Source organism: Synechococcus sp. PCC 7335, assembly GCF_000155595.1.
In the GTDB taxonomy this organism is placed as follows: domain Bacteria; phylum Cyanobacteriota; class Cyanobacteriia; order Phormidesmidales; family Phormidesmidaceae; genus Phormidesmis.
Genome location: NZ_DS989904.1, coordinates 3,286,210 through 3,301,289 on the forward strand (window position 1 = coordinate 3,286,210; position 15,080 = coordinate 3,301,289).

The window sequence follows — 15,080 nt, forward strand, 5'->3', positions numbered from 1 at the left end:
GATTATGTGATTGTCGGATTAGGACCTACAAGGAAGTTTTGTGTCACTTCATTAGCGTCGAATGACTGATTGTAGATAGCAACTAGATCTAGAGTGCCTAGCCAAGGCCGCTCAGAAGCCCCAAGCTCATTTCCCAGGGCAAACTGGTGCGTTGAAGCCCAGTTAGATACGTTACCGCCTACTGTGCCAGTAGTCACTAGTCCACCATCTATATACATTGATGCATCTCCACCTGCTGTCCGGGTATAGATCACATGGGTAAGGTCAGTATCGACCGAACCAGCTGGAGAAGCAACCGATGGTCTACCGTTACTAGAAGTAGCAGTTGTTCGTAGCCGGACATCAAACTTCGCACCCGCTTGACCCAATGTGAAGTTGCGTCTGCGCGTATTTTGAGAGAATGTGGCAATTCGAGCTGGTCCGGTTTGGCTAGTATTCTCCGGTGTTACCCATGCCTCGATGGTGATATTACCGTCAGCTAGGCCATTGAGTAACTTGGTTGGTGATGCATCTGTGGAGATCAAGGTAGGGTCGTTGAGGGTCAACGAGCCGTCTCCCCAGGTTACACCCGTTAGATCATCGATACTTAGATCGAGAGCATTACCTGTTCCAGAGGTATCTCTAACGGTCTGACCGCTTCCTTCCTCAAACGTGTAAAGTGCTAATAGGTCGTCGGTGACACGTCCATCTGACTGATTTCCTCCACCATTTGAGGACTCTAGATAGGTCTGCTGAATATAGTTTTCGACTGTATTGAACTCGTTTGTGTTCAAAGCGCGATTGTAGATATAGGCAGCAGCGACACTCATCGGCGTTTCACCATCTTCCAGGTTTTGACCAATCAGCAGCTTTTCAAGGACTGTGTCATAGGTTTTGTTGCCAGAGTCAATCTCTTCTCCGTTCACGTAGTGCCTGAATGTCGTGCCATCGAACACGACTGCATGAGAAACAAAGCCGCGTTGCTGACCAGTGTTAGGGTCAATCACACCGTCTATGCTAGTACGCCGGTCGTTATTTTTTCCCCACCCTTGAACTGTGAAGTCATCATCGTTCCCGTTTAGAGTCAGACCGAAGGCTTGGTTCTTATCTGCCTTACCGTAGGCGAGTCCAGCGTATTCATCATTGGTGACGTCTTCGTAGTCCACTACAAAGAACATAGTTCGAGGTTCGTTGCCACTAGCAAATCCCTGTAGCGTTGTATCGCGGAAAAGATAGTCGCCGTTGCCATCTAGCACAACAGCCGACTGACCAGTTGGTGTGGCATCTTCAACTAGCTGTGGGTTACCGGATGCGAGCAGGTTGTTGCCTGCGCCAGAGCGATCTAGCCACCCAGTAACAACGCCATTGCCTTCAATAACATTAGTGTTTGATTCGAACTGAGCTACCAGGCCATTAGTCACTGGTAATGGATTTGCACCAGTTTCATCAGCGCCATTGATAGTTACTGTGACAGTTGCGGTTGACTCTCCACCGTTGCCGTCTGAGATAGTGTAGGAGAAGCTATCGGTAGCAGTTTCGCCGGCGTCGAGATCTTCGAACTGACCGTTCGGGTCATAGTCGAAGGTGCCATCACCGTTGTTAGTGACTTCGCCTATGGTGATAGTAGTATCGACATCGCTTACGCTCAGCGGATCTCCATCGATATCGCTGTCGTTGTCGAGCACGTTACCGGTAGTAAAGGCTGTGTCCTCATTAGTCGCGAATAGAGCTGCCCTCCCACCATCTGGATCGTTCACTGCCATAGGTAGGTTATTACTAGACAGAGGCGTTAGATAGGTCTGCTGAATATAGTTTTCGACCGCCCCAAACTCGTTTGCGTTCAAAGCGCGATTGTAGATATAGGCAGCAGCAACAGTCATCGGCGTTTCACCGCCATCAAGGTTCTGACCAATCAGCAGCTTTTCAAGGACTGTGTTGTAAGTCTTGTTACCAGAGTCAATCTCCGCGCCATCTACGAAGTGTCTGTAAGTAGCCCCATCAAAGACTACGGCATGAGAGACAAAACCACGTTGCTGACCATTGTCGGGATTGATGACACCATCAACGTCAGTACGCCGGTCGTTATTTTTCCCCCAACCTTGAACTGTGAAGTCATCATCGTTGCCGTCTAGAGTCAGACCGAAGGCTTGATTCTTATCAGCTTTGCCATAGGTGAGTCCAGCGTATTCGCCATTGGTGACGTCTTCGTAGTCCACTACAAAGAACATGGTTCGAGGTTCGTTGCCGCTGGAAAACCCTTGCAGGGTTGCCTCGCGAAAGATATAGTCACCATTGCCATCAAACGCTACAGCCGGTTGGCCAGATGGTGTTGCCTCGTCGATGTACTGCGGGTCGCCCGCTGCTAGCGCATTGTTGCCAGTGCCAGATTGGTCAATCCACTCAGTGACGGTCGTGCCATCCAAGCCAATTTTGGTAAAGGCTTCTACCTGAAAGACCAGACCGTTGGTCACCGGTAGCTGGCTCGAAGCCCCCACTCTAATAGGAAGGTTATCAGAGGTAACTGGGTCAGCTTCGCCATCCGAGATAGTAAAAGAGGCATTGTAGATGCCGTCATCTGCATAGATGTGAGTGACCTCGATGGTGCCATCGTTGTTAGGAGTGCCAGAAGTCTGTGTACCATCGCCGAAGTCGATCGTATAGGTAAGCGTATTCACCGGGTCATCCGCATCGGCAACCACGGCTGTGAATGTTACCTGATCACCAGGGTCGATGAAGGCAAGGTCTGAACTAACCGACTGGAATGTAGGCGCACTATTAAAGCTGCCAGCCGTGATAGTGATCGGCTCAGCTAGCGTTGTGTTCGATCCGTCTCTAACGCGAAGGGTAGCATTATAAGTTCCTTCGGCTGTGTACTGGTGGTCAACTGAGATCTCACCTGTGTTCGGGTCTGGAGACCCATTGACGATCGTACCGTCACCAAAGTTGATCCTAAAAGTCAAATCGCTGAGCTGAGTGTCATTGTCACCGACAGTTGCGTTGTAGGTAATGCCCAGGGGTGCTGTGTCGCCAGCTTGGTCATCTGGGTCACCTTGGTCATCAGTCACATTAGAAGAGATAATGAAGGGGGCCATATTGCCGTTAGCGCCAAAAGTGATACGCTGCACCTGGCCGCCGTTGGCTTCATAGTTGATGTAGTACAGCGCCCCGTCAATCCCTTCTTCTAGGAAGACTATATTAGGCGCATCTCCAGAGATACTACCGCTAGGTTTGAAATCGTAGATGCCCTCAACCTCGTCGCCAGTAGCGTTCAGGTCTAAGAACTTGATGTATTTTTCCTCGAAGTTGCCGAAGAAGTAGACCCCATCGAACTCTTCGGGGAACATATCGCCTCGGTAGACGAAGCCGCCAGTCAAAGACGCATGCGGAAAGTCGTAGATTGGTGCAGAAAAGTAGTCGCCAGTGCTCGGGTCGGCTAGGTCAGTATCGGGTTGTGGAAACTCAACCGGGTTGAACGGTGACTTATCCGGGTTGTATAGAACGGCGTTGTTGACACCTTCATAGAAGTTCCAACCATAGAAAGCGCCGGCCTGGTCGAGTGAAGCGACGTGGATATCATCGGTAGAGCGTCTGCGGTTGCCGCCGACCTCACCGATGTAGAATTTGCCGTACTCTTCGTCCCAATCAGCTCGGAACGGATTGCGTAGTCCATAAGCCCAGATATATTTGTTTGGATCATATGGCTGTCCGTCCGCGGCCAGACTAGGGTAAGGTCCATCAATCGTGCCATCAACATAAGGGTTAGCCGGCCAGCCGTCTGTACCGTCTAGGATAGAGCCATCGCGGTTGACGCGGATGATCTTACCGCTGGTGCTTTCTAGGTCAAGCGGCCAGTCATCATCCGGGCCGCCTTCGCCACCGTTAGAGGTATTGAACTTGTCTGAGCTAGTCAGCCAGAGCTTCCCATCTGGTCCAAAGTCCAGACCGCCGCCGTAGTGACAGCAAGAGACATACCCATCCACATCGGTCCACAGGATAGTTTCGCTATTACGTCTGGCTCTGCTATCTAGGTCGCCTGATCGTTCCTCGTGTAGATATTCAGCAATCACCGCTCTGTTAGTGTTACCTGAGCGCGTGTAGAAGAGGTAAATTTGATTATTGCCACTCGTCGGGTCGGGGTCAAAATCTGGAGGAATAGCTATCTCTAGCAGACCACGCTCATTTCCAGAATTAACGATGTCAGAGATATCTAGATAAAGAGACTTCTGCCCAGAGTTAGGATCGGCAATGAAGATTTGCCCACCTTTCTCTAGCAGTAGCATGCGGTTGTCAGGCAGAAAGGTAAGGGCAATGGGTGCAGCTAACCCACTAGTGATCACGCCTTCGTTGACGAATCCATCCAAATTGAAATCAACCATCAGAAACTCCTATTATTAAACTCAATTAATTGAAAAAAGTGACGAGAGAAGAGATATCTCAAAACAAGCTTTGAGGAAAACTGTTAAGAACAAGGCAAAAATATAGAAGTTTTGATTCGATACGGCAGAATACTTGATATAACCTATCTACATCGAAAGCACGCCTTCCTGATATCACCTAATTGTGTACCTTGTCTATAGCTGCCACACGGAGTCTATAGTCACCATGATGGAAATTGACCATGCGAGAAAAACTCGTACAATCTAGTCCTTCAACCTTCCTCAAACCCTTTCCGGATTCAATTTTGTAAACACACAAAAAAAACCTGATAGAACAAGATTATAGAATCACACATGATTTTCCGCTACGCTCTGTCGGAGTGATTTCACCTGTGCTAAAAACAACTATCCTTTCTGTGAAGGAGACAATAAGCCAAGCTAAAAAATGGACTTAGCGCAGGATAGCTGCTAGCTAGAAGAAACCAGCCAAGAAAGCAGTCTAAAGAAGGTTACCTCTATTTTCGTTCTAAGATCCTTGGGGTACTGAGGTGGCTTAGTTTGTAGATATATCAAGAAAAATTGTTACAAAAGATCGTTAAGTTGTTTGTCGTCTTTTGCTAGAGCTACCTGTTGTAAGTTTTCCTTAGGCCAAAGTGTTTGTTCAAAGGAATAGACAGATGGAACTTGGAACTACAGAGCGGTAAACACGAATTGGTAAGTCCTGTTATTCAAGCAACACGTGATGGAGTAGGCAGACTAACAGAGGACATATATCGGGACAACACCTGAATGAGCATAGTTAGACATAATCGCTTGTACAAGATATAGATAGTGTCTGCTTGTACAAGTGATATCTAGCCTGGACTGGGCAGACTGATTATGAGCTACTCTGACGACCATCTATTACCTCTGTTTTCCTACTTCTGATAGATTGCTTGTTAAATAGTGAAGTTCCAAATGGTTGATACAACACTCTTTGGACATAGCTATTACGCAGCTCGCTATGTTTTGGATGCTTTAGGTCATACTTTTTTCCGGTATCGCTTGGCTTATTCACAAGCTCTATCTTTCCATAGCTTTAACCTTGGTTCAATAAGCTTAAGGGCTCACAGTATGCGCCCTGAGGCAGTTCGATTGATGTATTGCCCCATGCCAGGACTACCTAGCCACTGCTCACCGTCTACAATTAGCTCTCCGCGCAGGAAGACTTTCTCGACTTTACCCTGTATCTTCCGTCCTTCGAAAAGAGAATAGTCGACGTTGGAGTGGTGAGTGCTAGCGCTGAGCGTGTGTTCTTTATTAGGATCAAATAAGACGACATCGGCGTCGCTACCAATGGCGATGGTTCCTTTTCGGGGGAATAAGCCAAACATTTTGGCAGGAGCGGTAGCAGTGAGTTGCACAAACCGGTTGAGATTGATCTTGCTGGTTCGGACACCGCCGTCGTAGAGCAGCTCGAGTCTCAGCTCTACGCCAGGGGCGCCGTTAGGAATCTTGTTGAAGTTGTCTTGGCCGTAACGCTTAGACTTTAAAAGTCCCATTGGATTTTCGTTGAAGCAAAATGGGCAGTGGTCAGTAGAGACAATTTGCAAATCATCAAATTGAAGACCACGCCAAAGTTCATGCTGGCAGCGGCGATCGCGCAAGGGAGGGGTCATCACATACTTAGCGCTCTCAAATCCTGGATGATTGTATTGAACTTCATCGAGAAAAAGATAGTGAGGGCATGTCTCAGCGAAGGCATGAATACCGCGATCGCGCGCTTCTACAACCGCATCTAACGCCTCTTTTGCCGAAAGATGAACGATATAGACCGGAACCTCTGCTAGCTCTGCGATGCGGATGGCTCGGTGGGTAGCTTCTCCTTCCATTAACCGAGGCCGGGTGAGCTGATGAAATTTAGGAGAGGTATTACCAGCGGCCAGGGCTTCTTCTATCAATGCCTGAATAACAGTTCCATTTTCAGCATGTACGTTTACCATGCCGCCATGGCTGCCGACTTTTCGCATGATTTTGTATATAGCCGCATCGTCTACCATCATGACGCCGGGATAGGCCATATACAGTTTGAAACTAGAGACACCTTCGTGGTTTACAAGATCTGGGAGTTCGGCGATCGCGTCCGCATTGGCATCGGTCAAGATAACGTGAAAGCCATAGTCCACGCAGCACTGCGGGGCAGCGTCTGCTAATCTACGATCAAGTGCTAGCTTGGGGCTTTCCCCTTGAAACTGCTGAGCGAAGTCAATAATTGTGGTTGTGCCACCGAAAGCCGCCGATATTGTGCCACTTTCAAAAGTGTCGCAGGTGTAGACGCCGTTCCCCATAGGCGTTTCCATATGAACATGCACGTCGATGCCCCCTGGAAGAACCAGTAGGTCTGTAGCATCATGGACTTGGGCATCTTCTATCTCTAAGGAACGAGCGATCGCTTCAATCTTTCCAGCTTGAATCAGTATGTCCGCAACATAGTCATCAACAGCGGTAACTACACGGCCCCCTTTGATTAGCACTTTGCTCATTGTTACTCCTTAGATTGCTTTTGTTCGGTCTGCTGCTGTTGCTTTTTGTAGGCAGCCCATCCACCAATATGAGAGATATCAGGATAGTTGTTCTCTTCGATCAGCGCTTTGGGATAAAGCATGGCGGTCGCAACTTCTCCGTTCTCTAAAGTGATCTCTTCTGGATACATATCCGGTGGTTCTGTCGAGACCAGATACTCGTACTGTTCTAGCGTTAGCTCATACACTTCTCCTGGAATAGAGATTCCGTTTTCAGCAGTTTCATAGATGCCCGGGTGCCAACCGTCCTTGACTGAATGCAGGCGATAGAGGGGTGCGGTCTTGGCCTCTCGAATCAGCGTAGCCGACTGTAGATTTTGGTGATCAGGCTGACCTGTTAGGGCTGAGCCACAGATAAACACAAACTTAGAAGGGATCTTAGACATAAGAAGTTGACCGGACTGAGTAATTTCAGCTTAAAGATTACTAGCCAACTTTTACCAGAAATCAGCTCTCTAAGGGTGCCAATGATACTTAGCGATACTTTGGGTAATACTTTGACCAATCGTAAGTGCCAGTTTAATTGTTCCGGTGTCCCTATTAAGGATACCTGGTGGTGGCACTAGCACTTCCGAAGGGAGAGGCGGAGTAGACAGACACAGACGACCAACTCGTTTGGATAAACCTGATACAACCCGCCTTGGTACTCAAAGATTATGATTGAACCTTGCGCTTTATAGAGCGCTTTATAGAAAGAACCAAAGAACCTTAAAGGGGGCTTGTGAGCACAACTGTCTCTATGGTTTTAGTCAACCGTGATCGCCTAATGCAAAGTATCGTTGACGTTGCCCCAATCGGTAAGCTGAGCAGCAGTGGTGTGCAGCAAACAGCGTTTGATCAAGTAGATCGTGATCAAGTAGATTGCTGCGCCCGCGCTCTAGGAGAACGATGGATACGTCGAGCCGGTATGCGGGTAAGACTTAATCTAGCTGGTAATATCTTTGGACCTAGTGAATCAGGGGTTGGTTCTGCTGTGAATGAATATGCTTATCCCAATGATTGTGCTCACAGCACGAATGTACTTTGCCATACCCTAGCTAGATCTAGACCAACACTATCACTGCTCTTAAGTTCTTGAATCCATTCCTATAGGAAAGCATATGACCTTATCAGAGACTAAGTCACCGGTTTCCACGGCTATCCCAAAGGCACTCACTCACAGCAAGGTAGAAACAGCTGGTGTCTCCTTGCGCTCAGTCACCAAAAAATATGGTACCTTCACCGCTATCAAAGACATCACTCTAGATATTTTAGAGGGCGCTTATTGTTGTTTATTAGGACCTAGCGGCTGTGGTAAGACGACGGCGCTCAGAATGATTGCTGGGCACGAAGCCGTCACAAAAGGCGAAGTCTATATCGGCGATCGGCGAGTTACTCATTTGCCACCCGCAAAAAGAAACACCGCTATGATGTTCCAAAACTATGCGCTTTTTCCCCATAAGACTATTTGGCAAAACGTAGATTTTGGGCTGAAAATGCAGGGTATTTCAGCAGGCGATCGCAAGCGAAGAGTAGGTGAAATACTAGAGTTAGTTGGTCTGAGCCATACCGCCAACCGTCGTCCGAATATGCTTAGTGGTGGCCAGCAGCAGAGAATTGCGCTTGCTAGAGCCTTAGTGACTCGGCCCCAGGTGCTGATGCTAGACGAACCGCTAAGTGCGCTTGATGAGAATCTTCGCGTTAGAATGCGCGGCGAGCTACGCAACATTCAGCAGCAGTTTGGGCTTACCTTTATTCAAGTAACTCACCACGTAGAAGAAGCATTCTCACTCTCCGATCAGGTTGTGGTGATGAATCATGGCCACATCGACCAAGTCGCTACACCTACTGAACTCTTTACCGCGCCCGCCTCTCAATTTGTTGCTAAGTTTATTGGGGATAACAACATCTTTACTGGAAAGATTGTCGATACGTCTTCAAACAAAACTAACCACGAGCTGATCAGATTGAATGTTGAAGGAATTGGTGAAATCTTTTGTCAGGGAATTCCAACATCTATAGGATCTGAAGCGGCTTGCTCGGTCCGACCTGATCTGATTGAACTCTTACCTTTGTCAGGATCTTTCGCAGCTAACAGCGCATCCTCATCTCCAGGCAGTGCGTCTCGAATCAATACGGTAGCCGCCCGGGTGACGGATGTAGAGATGACCGGATACGTCACGCGCGTTTCTCTGGTGCTAGAAGCAACCCAACAGCCTCTATTGTATAAGGTCAGGACTACCGACTGGATGAGCGCTGGTCTTGCTGTCGGTCAGGCTGTTTCTGTTCGCTGGCTAGCTAAAGACTGTGTTTTCCTGCCTTGCTAGATAGGCAGTATAGAGCTAGTGACTTAACAGAGCAGCTATGGGCAGAGGTCACTAAGGAGCCAGCACTAAAATTTGTAAGGAAACTAACGTTGCTAGTATTTATTTTTCGCAAGCTGTTGTTTAATAGGCTATCTCTACTAGATCTCCCCCCTTAGCCTGTGACAGAATTTTAACGGTTCTGACTAGCTCTCACTCTGTAAAAATGGCTTACCCTACGGAAACGACTGCTTAAGGAGACTACTGTTTTAACAGACTTTAGTATTCTACTAAGTTCTTGTTTTAGGGAAGTTGACTTCAATGAACTTCTATTCTAGTAGAGCATTTGTCGCTATTGCCTGCATATCAGTTGTCTAAACTATTTGAAACAATGCCCAAATTCACTCGTAGACGTTTACTGCAAACTGGACTAGCTACCGGCGCAGCACTGGCAACTGCTCGCTGCGGTCAAGCAGAGGCTCCAGAAGGTACGCCTAACAATCCAGCGACTGGCCCTGAAGTAAATGCGAACAATATCAAAGATGTCACACTCCGCTTCATTGGAACGGGTGTTGCCCAAATTAATGATATTCGAGATAAAGCCCAAGAAGATCTGGGCTTTAACATTGAGCTAAAAGCACTTAGCACTGAAGAAAACAATCAGATTGCCATTACCCAACCTGGGCAATATGACATGTTTGATGGTGAGTATTTTAGCCTGCCCTTAGTGATTCCTTCGGGAAACTTACAGGCCATTGATGTTAGCAGAGTAAAAAGCTTTGACAAGATTGTCTCGATCTTTACAACTGGCAAGTTTAATGGATTACCCGTTGAGGATGCTCAGGGAACCGCGCCTATCAAGGTAATGTACTTGAAGGATAAAGACTCAAACGAGTTTTCGGACACGCCAACAAACTGGGCAACCCTCATCCCATTTCAATACAACGCAGACACTTTAGGATATAGACCTGACCTAGTAGATAAAGAGATTACTAGCTGGGCTGATCTATTCGACCCGGCATTTCGAGGGAAGACTTCAATTCTAGATATTCCTTCGATTGGGATTATGGATGCGGCGCTAGTAGTAGAAGCAGCCGGTCTGATGACCTTTGGCGACAAAGGAAACATGACGAAAGCAGAAATCGATCAGGTTACAGATATTTTGATCGAACAAAAGCGAAACGGACAGTTTAGGGCTTTTTGGAAGACATTTGATGAGTCAGTGAATCTAATGTCTTCAGGGGAAGTGGTTTTGCAGTCAATGTGGTCTCCAGCGGTGACAGCAGTGAAGGCAAAAGGATTAGAATGCATTTATGCGCCACTGAAGGAGGGCTATCGAGCCTGGGGTGGTGGTATTGGTATGTCGGCTGCGATGGAAGGGGCTAAGCTAGATGCAGCCTATGCTTATATCGACTGGCTACTCGATGGCTGGGTGGGTGCATTTTTAGGTCGCCAGGGTTACTACAGTGCGGTGCCTGAGAATGCGAAAAAGTTTATGTCACCAGAAGAGTGGGACTTTTGGTACGAAGGGAAACCAGCTGCGGTTGATATGGTTGATCCGTTCGGTACGACCTTAGAGAAAGCCGGTGCGGTAAGAGACGGAGGCTCGTTTGAAGAGCGAATGGGTAACGTTGTCGTTTGGAATTCAACTATGGATGAACAGGTTTACCTGGTGCAAAAGTGGAATGAGTTCATTGCGGCATAGGCGAAAAAAGTCTTTTTACCTTTGATCTGTTTTTGAATATATCGCTTTGGTCACTTAGCTTATGGCATAGTCATTGGCTACAACCCTTGTATTGCACTAGGCTAAGTGATTCGCAATGCCCGCAGGCTTTGCCTTCTCGCAGAGGATGCATCCGCACATTGCTATATCAGTATCAGTCCTTGGTTAGAAAAGCAGACTAGACACTTTGAGAGAACCCCTCACCTAATATTGATCGATAGCCGAACTATAGAACTATATCGTTTAGTGAAACTATGTATAGAACCTGGAAAGCCTTACAGCCCTATGCCCTAGCGACACCACAGGCGATAATATTCTTGATGTTTTTGGTGTTTCCTATCGTCATGATCGTGGTTGTCAGTTTCTGGCAGTTCAACGGTTATGCGATGACGCCTGCTTTTTCATTCGATAATTACATCAACGTTTTTACTTCCCAGGTTTCTCTGTCTACCTATATAAATACGTTCAAATACGTCGCATTAGTGTGGGGAACCTGCTTGGCGATCGCGCTGCCTATTGCTTACTACCTCACCTTTTGCATTGAGTGCGAAAGTATACGGGTGCTGCTGTTCTTGATCTGCACAATCCCTTTTTGGACCTCTAACATTATTCGCATGATTTCGTGGATTCCGCTGCTAGGGCGAGAAGGATTAGTCAATCAGCTATTGCTGAATTTAAACATTGTTCAGACGCCTGTGGAGTGGTTTCTCTATTCCGACTTTGCGATTGTTCTAGGCATGGTCCATTTATATAACTTTTTTATGATTGCGCCTGTATTCAACAGTATGATGCGAATCGATCGAACGCTGATTACTGCAGCTAGAGATATGGGCGCCTCTAGCTTCGATGTTCTAAAAGAAATTATCCTGCCGTTGACTGCTCCGGGCATTGCGATTGGTTCTATCTTTGTCGTGACGCTAACGATGGGTGAGTATGTCACGGTGCGACTGATGGGCGGTGGTCAGTCTGCTTCTGTTGGCAAACTCATTAGCACGCAGATTGGTAGCTTGCAATATCCACTGGCAGCAGCAAACGCGGTGATCCTACTACTGATTACGCTAGTGCTTGTAACCGGTATCTTACGAGTCGTTGATATTCGCAAAGAGCTGTAATAGGCTTTGCTTTCTATTCCCTTCTTTCCTTTGTCCCCTTCTAGTCTAGAGACGATGGCCAAAAAACTTCTTACCGTCTTCTTCGCTCTTTTTGTGCTTTTCCTCTATGGTCCTATGCTGGCGATCTTCACGCTGTCGTTGCAAGGACCAGACGGGGCGCTGACCTTCCCGGTGCGTAGCTTTGGCTTTTACTGGCTAGGCCAAGTATTTCAAGAGCAGCGAGTGGGTAGCTTTGTAGAGTCGTTTCAACGCTCGTTTTGGTTAGGGCTGTTAGTCGTGGCGATCGCAATTGTGGTCAGTGTAATGGCAAGTATGGCGTTTCGGGCTCGGTTTAGAGGCGCTTTGGCACTTTTTTATCTCACTATTTCTAGTTTGGTGGTGCCAGGCGTATTGATCTCGCTTGGCATCGGCATTACTTTCCAGGTTCTAAGTATCCAAACCAACTGGTTCACATCCGGTCTAGGCGCACATTTGACCTGGACGGTACCGTTTGCTTTTTTAATTATGCTCGGTGTGTTCAATCGCTTTAATCCATATTATGAGGAGGCTGCTAGAGATTTGGGTGCGGGTGATGTTCAAACGTTTCGTGAGGTGGTTTTACCTCTCATCTTTCCAAGCCTGATTGGAATTGCGCTGCTGGGATTTACGCTTTCCTATGATGAATTTATTCGCACCTCTTTGGTGTCCGGTCAGTACAACACGCTGCCACTGGAAATCTTTGGTATGACAACTAACGTGACCTCTCCAGCTTTATATGCGCTTGGAACCTTGACAACGCTATTTTCGGTGACGCTGATTGCCGCTGGGTTTGGCGCTTACAAGTTTTTCTCTCGCTAGGCGATGTTTAATCTGGGCTGAATATTTTTGCTTTTCTACGTACTAAACTGTAAAAACCCTATCTAGTCAGAAAACATACATGCGTCGCGTCGCAAAGCCAAAAGAGCAGGTGAAATTTTGGCGGGATCCTGTACTGCGCGATCTAGAGATGCTGCGCGCCACCTATATCGACTATTCTTTTTCGCGCCATGCCCACGAAGGCTTTGGGATTGCAATTGTTGAATCAGGTGCGATGGCGTTTGAATATCGAGGGGCAATCCATACAGCGCCAGCCGGTAGTATTGTTATCACTCATCCCGGAGAGATGCATACCGGACAGGCTGCCCTAGCAACGGGATGGACCTACCGGACACTGCTGCCTGCTGTCGACTGGTTTTGGCAAGCTGCCTCGGAACTTAGAGAACGCCAGATAAGTTCGCTGCCTTACTTTGCCTCTCCTGTCATTCACGATAGGTTACTTAATCGTCAGCTAGTAGCTTTGCACCGCGTCCTCGAAGACTCCCCTTCCGCGTTAGAAAGAGAGTCCCGCTTCCTGTGGGGGCTATCGCAGCTAATTCGAGGATATGCAAGCGATCGCCCTGTGGTCAAAGCGATTGGCAAAGAGCATCAGGCAGTACAGGTAATCCGCGACTATCTTAGCGCTTGCTACGCCAACAACGTCTCTTTAGGTGAGTTGTCAGCACAAGTTGGACTGAAGCCCCTACGTCTTCTCAGATCGTTTAAAGCAGAGGTGGGCCTGCCGCCACATGCCTATTTAACTCAGGTCCGGGTCTATCAAGCAAAGCGGCTACTGGTTGCAGGCCGGTCGATTGCAGAAACAGCCGTTGAGACCGGTTTTGTCGATCAAAGTCATCTGCACCGACACTTTAAGAAGATTGTTGGCGTCACGCCAGGGCAGTATATCCAGGGTTGCAAAAACGTACAAGACTAAGCGCTACTAGCCCAGTAGGCTAAAGATCTTGGCGCATAGAGGGTCTCTAGCTTATGAAAAAGTCTCGTTTATCTAGCCTGTTTGGCAAAGGCTTTTTCGGTAAGGACAATCCCCCCACCCACCCTACGCCCAGATCCGAGTTTTGGGCGGGAATGCGAGACATCATTCCTTTGATTGTGGGAGCAATTCCGTTTGGCATTATTTTCGGTACGTTAGCCACCGCATCTGGGCTATCTGCGCACGGCACGCTAGCGATGTCGCTCTTTGTATTTGCTGGCTCTTCGCAGTTTATTGCGGTTGGGTTGATTGCAGCTAAAACTAGCTGGCTGCTAATTGTGTTGACTACTTTCGTGGTAAATCTACGACATTTGCTATATGCCGTGAGCTTATTGCCCTATGTGAAGAAACTGCCGCAGCTGTGGAAAGTTCCCATGGCGTTCTGGCTGACGGACGAGACATTTGCAGTTGGTGTCTGCCGCTATGAGTCAAGTGCTCAATCTACCTTTAAACATTGGTATTACCTAGGTGCGGCGCTGGCAATGTACTTGAACTGGCAGCTGTGTACGCTGCTAGGCATTACCGTTGGTCAGCTAGTGCCCAATGCGGCTGACTGGGGATCAGATTTTGCGATGTCTGTCACGTTTATTGGCATGATCGTACCGTACGTGAAGAATAAGCCGATGAGTATAGCGGTAGGGATTGCTGGTGTGACCGCGCTGTTGGGGTATGGCCTACCGCACAAGTTAGGACTGATGGTAGCGGCGATCACAGGAATTAGCGCAGGTATGCTCTGCGAAAAGATGCTTAACCCTAAACAAGCTTGATAATAGGAGAATGACTATGAACGAAGTTTTGATTGTCGGTGGTATGGCGATCGCAACCTTTGCTATTCGCTACATCATGTTTGGTGCGAGTAGTCGTATTGTGCTTTCTCCTACTTTGCTCAATGCCTTGCGCTATGTTCCTCCGGTTGTCCTTACGGCTATCGTTGTCCCCGAAGTATTGTTGAACGAAGGCAGTTTGGCAGTGGGCTATGAGAATGCCAGGTTGGTAGGCGCGAGCACTGCCATCCTAGTGAGCTTACTCACCAAAAATCTCTTACTTACTATTGTTCTAGGGATGGCGACTTTCTTTTGCTGGCAAACACTATTGGGTCTGCTAGTCTAAAAGCCTGGAATAGGAGCTTCTAAGACGCAAAGTTTTAACGTAGCTATCTTCAAATCAACAGGCCAAATGAGAGTAAAGATCTTATCTTAGTGTAGTTGAGCCCGTTTCGTGG

The 15,080-nt window shown here is 47.7% G+C and carries 11 protein-coding genes; 8 read left to right on the top strand and 3 right to left on the bottom strand.

The genetic code is table 11. The features are described 5' to 3' along the window. Positions 1-2: 2 nt before the first annotated feature. The 3 genes from S7335_RS14140 to S7335_RS14150 form a co-directional block, all read right to left on the bottom strand. A complete protein-coding gene (locus S7335_RS14140) occupies positions 3-4,355 on the bottom strand; it encodes a LamG-like jellyroll fold domain-containing protein (RefSeq protein WP_006455176.1) in 4,353 nt (1,450 codons plus the stop codon). A gap of 1,106 nt (positions 4,356-5,461) precedes the next feature. Further along, complete coding sequence (gene hydA, locus S7335_RS14145; protein WP_006456012.1) at positions 5,462-6,877, bottom strand: dihydropyrimidinase; 1,416 nt, start codon at positions 6,875-6,877, stop codon at positions 5,462-5,464. A 2-nt stretch (positions 6,878-6,879) separates the two neighbouring features. After that, the gene (locus S7335_RS14150) at positions 6,880-7,302 is read right to left on the bottom strand and encodes a gamma-glutamylcyclotransferase (protein ID WP_006456938.1); all 423 of its coding nucleotides are present in this window, start codon (positions 7,300-7,302) and stop codon (positions 6,880-6,882) included. 353 nt (positions 7,303-7,655) lie between these two features. Between S7335_RS14150 and S7335_RS14155 the strand changes: the two genes are divergently transcribed. From S7335_RS14155 to S7335_RS14190, 8 genes are all read left to right on the top strand, one after another. Continuing rightward, a complete protein-coding gene (locus tag S7335_RS14155; protein ID WP_006453985.1) occupies positions 7,656-7,994 on the top strand; it encodes a hypothetical protein in 339 nt (112 codons plus the stop codon). A gap of 22 nt (positions 7,995-8,016) precedes the next feature. Then, positions 8,017-9,222 (top strand): ABC transporter ATP-binding protein, encoded by a 1,206-nt coding sequence (locus S7335_RS14160; RefSeq protein WP_006457446.1) that lies wholly within the window; start codon positions 8,017-8,019, stop codon positions 9,220-9,222. 367 nt (positions 9,223-9,589) lie between these two features. Then, positions 9,590-10,903 (top strand): PotD/PotF family extracellular solute-binding protein, encoded by a 1,314-nt coding sequence (locus S7335_RS14165; RefSeq protein WP_006454002.1) that lies wholly within the window; start codon positions 9,590-9,592, stop codon positions 10,901-10,903. A 272-nt stretch (positions 10,904-11,175) separates the two neighbouring features. Then, positions 11,176-12,033 (top strand): ABC transporter permease, encoded by an 858-nt coding sequence (locus S7335_RS14170; protein WP_006454929.1) that lies wholly within the window; start codon positions 11,176-11,178, stop codon positions 12,031-12,033. A gap of 54 nt (positions 12,034-12,087) precedes the next feature. After that, entirely contained in the window at positions 12,088-12,870 is a 783-nt protein-coding gene (locus S7335_RS14175) for an ABC transporter permease (RefSeq protein WP_038016256.1), read from the top strand. 79 nt (positions 12,871-12,949) lie between these two features. Continuing rightward, positions 12,950-13,801, top strand: a complete 852-nt coding sequence (locus S7335_RS14180; RefSeq protein WP_006453563.1) for an AraC family transcriptional regulator — start codon at positions 12,950-12,952, stop codon at positions 13,799-13,801. 53 nt (positions 13,802-13,854) lie between these two features. Further along, the gene (locus S7335_RS14185) at positions 13,855-14,625 is read left to right on the top strand and encodes an AzlC family ABC transporter permease (protein ID WP_006456919.1); all 771 of its coding nucleotides are present in this window, start codon (positions 13,855-13,857) and stop codon (positions 14,623-14,625) included. 16 nt (positions 14,626-14,641) lie between these two features. Continuing rightward, complete coding sequence (locus S7335_RS14190) at positions 14,642-14,968, top strand: AzlD domain-containing protein (RefSeq protein ID WP_006455622.1); 327 nt, start codon at positions 14,642-14,644, stop codon at positions 14,966-14,968. The last annotated feature ends 112 nt before the right edge of the window (positions 14,969-15,080 follow it).

Bases quoted from the DNA above. Each gene is read 5' to 3' on its own strand.
- S7335_RS14175 (WP_038016256.1), top strand. From the start codon at position 12,088: ATGGCCAAAAAACTTCTTACCGTCTTCTTCGCTCTTTTTGTGCTTTTC.
- S7335_RS14160 (WP_006457446.1), top strand. From the start codon at position 8,017: ATGACCTTATCAGAGACTAAGTCACCGGTTTCCACGGCTATCCCAAAG.
- S7335_RS14190 (WP_006455622.1), top strand. From the start codon at position 14,642: ATGAACGAAGTTTTGATTGTCGGTGGTATGGCGATCGCAACCTTTGCT.
- hydA (WP_006456012.1), bottom strand. From the start codon at position 6,877: ATGAGCAAAGTGCTAATCAAAGGGGGCCGTGTAGTTACCGCTGTTGAT.
- S7335_RS14150 (WP_006456938.1), bottom strand. From the start codon at position 7,302: ATGTCTAAGATCCCTTCTAAGTTTGTGTTTATCTGTGGCTCAGCCCTA.
- S7335_RS14180 (WP_006453563.1), top strand. From the start codon at position 12,950: ATGCGTCGCGTCGCAAAGCCAAAAGAGCAGGTGAAATTTTGGCGGGAT.
- S7335_RS14165 (WP_006454002.1), top strand. From the start codon at position 9,590: ATGCCCAAATTCACTCGTAGACGTTTACTGCAAACTGGACTAGCTACC.
- S7335_RS14170 (WP_006454929.1), top strand. From the start codon at position 11,176: ATGTATAGAACCTGGAAAGCCTTACAGCCCTATGCCCTAGCGACACCA.
- S7335_RS14155 (WP_006453985.1), top strand. From the start codon at position 7,656: ATGGTTTTAGTCAACCGTGATCGCCTAATGCAAAGTATCGTTGACGTT.
- S7335_RS14185 (WP_006456919.1), top strand. From the start codon at position 13,855: ATGAAAAAGTCTCGTTTATCTAGCCTGTTTGGCAAAGGCTTTTTCGGT.
- S7335_RS14140 (WP_006455176.1), bottom strand. From the start codon at position 4,355: ATGGTTGATTTCAATTTGGATGGATTCGTCAACGAAGGCGTGATCACT.